General features: G+C 72.8%; 3 protein-coding genes. All 3 read left to right on the top strand.

What is annotated here, in order from left to right:
* Positions 1-178: 178 nt before the first annotated feature.
* A complete protein-coding gene (locus ACTHNQ_RS14515; protein ID WP_440334465.1) occupies positions 179-1,891 on the top strand; it encodes an IlvD/Edd family dehydratase in 1,713 nt (570 codons plus the stop codon).
* Positions 1,878-2,786: an SMP-30/gluconolactonase/LRE family protein gene (locus ACTHNQ_RS14510; RefSeq protein WP_440334463.1), complete on the top strand. Its 909-nt coding sequence runs from the start codon at positions 1,878-1,880 to the stop codon at positions 2,784-2,786. The genes ACTHNQ_RS14515 and ACTHNQ_RS14510 overlap by 14 nt, the downstream gene beginning before the upstream one ends.
* On the top strand, positions 2,783-3,245 hold a 463-nt coding region (locus tag ACTHNQ_RS14505), incomplete at its 3' end, for an alcohol dehydrogenase catalytic domain-containing protein (protein WP_440334461.1). The genes ACTHNQ_RS14510 and ACTHNQ_RS14505, both read left to right, overlap by 4 nt.

Genomic DNA, 3,245 nt, shown 5'->3' with positions numbered 1-3,245 from the left:
CCCCCTGCGGCCCCCCAGCCAGCCCTAATGGTTGTTGGCCCCCCGCCGCGGGGGGGCGGCACCCACCCAGGCCCCGATTCCCGGCGGGCGATCGGGCAGGATGGCGGGAGGAGCCGGGGGCCGTTAAGGGCGTCCGGACCGGGAGTCCTGGCAGGGATGCCGGCGGGAGAGGTCGCTGATGACGCTTCGCAGTTCGCAGTGGTACGCGGGGGACGACCGCAACGCGTACATCCATCGGGCGTGGATGCGCCGCGGGGTTCCGGACTCGGCGTTCGGAGGGCGTCCGCAGATCGCGATCGCGAACACGGCGTCGGACCTCACGCCGTGCAACGCGCACCTCACGGAGGTGGCGCAGTCGGTGAAGAACGGCGTCTACGAGGCGGGCGGCATCCCGCTGGAGCTGCCGGTGGTGTCGCTGGGCGAGACGAACGTGCGGCCGACGGCGATGCTGTGGCGCAACATGGCGGCGATGGCCACCGAGGAGATGCTGCGCGCCAACCCGATCGACGGGGTCGTGCTGCTGGGCGGCTGCGACAAGACGATCCCGTCGCTGCTGATGGCGGCGGCATCCGTCGACCTGCCCGCGGTGGTGGTCCCGGGCGGGCCGATGCTCACCGGGCACTTCCGCGGCGAGGCGCTGGGCTGCGGCACCGACGTGTGGCGCCTCAGCGAAGAGGTGCGGGCCGGGACGCTGAGCGAGGCGATGTTCCTCAAGAGCGAGTCGTCGATGATCCGCTCGAAGGGGCACTGCAACACGATGGGCACGGCCTCGACGATGGCGCTGGTCGCAGAGGCGCTCGGCACGGTCATCCCGGGGCTCGCCGGGACCCCGGCCGCCGATGCGCGACTGCTCGAGGCCGCCCACGACACAGGGCGGTTCGCCGTCCAGCTCGTCGCGGACGACCGCCGCCCGTCGACGTTCCTCACGAAGGGGAGCTTCCACAACGCGATCGTGGCGCTGGCCGCCATCGGCGGGTCGACGAACGCCGTGGTGCACCTGCTGGCCATCGCCGGGCGGCTGGGCATCGAGCTGACGATCGACGACTTCGACCGCATCGGCGCAGAGGTGCCGCTGCTGGTGAACCTGCAGCCGGCGGGCCGGTACCTGATGGACGACCTGTATCGGGCGGGCGGGTTCCTCGCCGTGCTCCGCGAAGTGCGGGACCTGCTCGACCCCGAGGCGCTGACCATCACCGGGCGTCCACTGGTCGAGTACCTGGACGACGCGAAGATCTGGGATGCCGACGTCATCACGCCGCGGGAGTCCCCGCTGCAGCCGCACGCCGGCATCTCGGTGCTGCGCGGGTCGCTCGCTCCGGGCGGCGCCCTGATCAAGCCCGCGGCGGCGTCGCCGCACCTGCTGAAGCACCGGGGCCGGGCGGTCGTGTTCGACTCGATCGAGGACTTCCACGCCCGCATCGACGACCCCGACCTCGACATCGACGAGGACTCGGTGATGGTGCTGCGCGGCTGCGGGCCGAAAGGCTACCCGGGCATGCCGGAGGTGTCGAACATGCCCCTGCCGACCAAGCTGCTGGAAAAGGGCGTGCGCGACATGGTGCGCGTCTGCGACGGCCGCATGTCGGGCACCGCGTACGGGACGGTCGCGCTGCACGTGACCCCCGAGGCCGCCGCGGGCGGCCCGCTCGCCGTGGTGCGCACCGGCGACTGGATCAGCCTCGACGTGCGTGCGCGCCGGCTGGACCTCGATGTTCCCGCTGACGAGCTCGCGGAGCGGATGCCGAACCAGGCCACCCTCGACGGCTACGCGAACCCGCGGCGCGGGTGGGAGCGCCTGTACGTGGACCATGTGCTGCAGGCCGACCGCGGCGCGGACCTCGACTTCCTCGTCGGCGCGTCCGGATCGGAGGTGTCGCGTGAATCCCATTGAGTCCGGCTACGCCGACGTGCCGCTGCTCGCCACGGCCCGGGTCGCCGGCGACGAGCCGGCCTTTCTCGGCGAGGGGCCGACCTGGGATCCGATCCGCGAGCGTCTGCTGTGGGTCGACATTATGGCAGGCGTCGTCCATGTCGGCCGCCTCCACGACGACGGCCGCGTCGAGCCGCAGAGCCGGATCCAGACGCCCGACACCGCGGGTGCCGTCGCGGTCGCCGCCGACGGTGCGCTCGTCGTCGCCGGGACGAGCCGGCTGCACTACGTCGCGGCCGACGGTGCGATCTCGTCGGGACGAGAGCTGGTGACCGGCGACGGTCGCCGGTTCAACGACGCCAAGCCCGACCCGGCCGGGCGTCTCGTCGCGGGCACGCTCGGGCCGGGCGACGAGCTCCTGCTGCGCATCGAGCCCGGAGCCGATGAGCAGGTGACCGTCATCGACGACGACCTCACGCTCTCGAACGGACTGGCATGGAGCGCCGACGGCCGCCGGTTCTACAGCGCCGACACCGGCAGCGCCCGGATCTTCGTCCGCTCATACGATCCCGCGACCGGCGCGACCGGACCGCGCACCGTCTTCGCGGAGCTCGGCCACGGACACCCCGACGGCATGACGATGGACGCCGACGACCACCTCTGGGTGGCGGTGTGGGGCGGGGGCTGCGTGCTGCGCTTCTCTCCCGACGGCCGCCTCGTCGGCCGCGTCGACGTGCCCGCACCGCACACGACGTGCCCGGCGTTCGCCGGATCGGACCTGGGCACGCTCGTCATCACGACCGCGACCGAGCACATGACGCCTGCACAGCTCGAGCGATACCCGCTCTCGGGACGCCTGTTCACGGCGAAGACGGGTGTGCGCGGCATCGCGCCGACGCTGTGGGGCGGGCGATGAAGGCCCTCGTCATCACCGCGCCCGGGCGTGCGGAGGTGCAGGACGTGCCGGCTCCGACAGCGGCGCCCGGCGAGGTGGTCGTCGACGTGCAGCGCGCCGGGATCTGCGGCACCGACCTGGAGTTCTTCAGCGGCGAGATGGCGTACCTGCACACCGGCCACGCCGCGTACCCGATGCGCATCGGCCACGAATGGATGGGCACCGTGTCGGCGGTCGGCGCCGGCGTCGACCCGGCCTGGATCGGACGAAGGGTCACCGGCGACACGATGCTCGGCTGCGGCGAGTGCCACCGGTGCCGCAATCACCGGCAGCACCTGTGCGAGAACCGCTACGAGGTCGGGATCCGCCGGGGCTGGCCCGGCGCCCTCGGAGAGCGGGTGGCCGTGCCCGCGACCTCACTCGTGGAGGTGCCCGCGCCGCTCGGCCCGACGCACGGCGCGCTCGTCGAGCCGGGGGCCA

Source organism: Microbacterium sp., assembly GCF_051953575.1.
Classification (GTDB): Bacteria; Actinomycetota; Actinomycetes; order Actinomycetales; family Microbacteriaceae; genus Microbacterium.
This window is presented reverse-complemented; position numbering and strand designations above follow the sequence as displayed.

What these genes read in the sequence shown, in the direction of transcription:
- ACTHNQ_RS14515 (WP_440334465.1), top strand. Translation starts at nt 179, where the DNA reads ATGACGCTTCGCAGTTCGCAGTGGTACGCGGGGGACGACCGCAACGCG.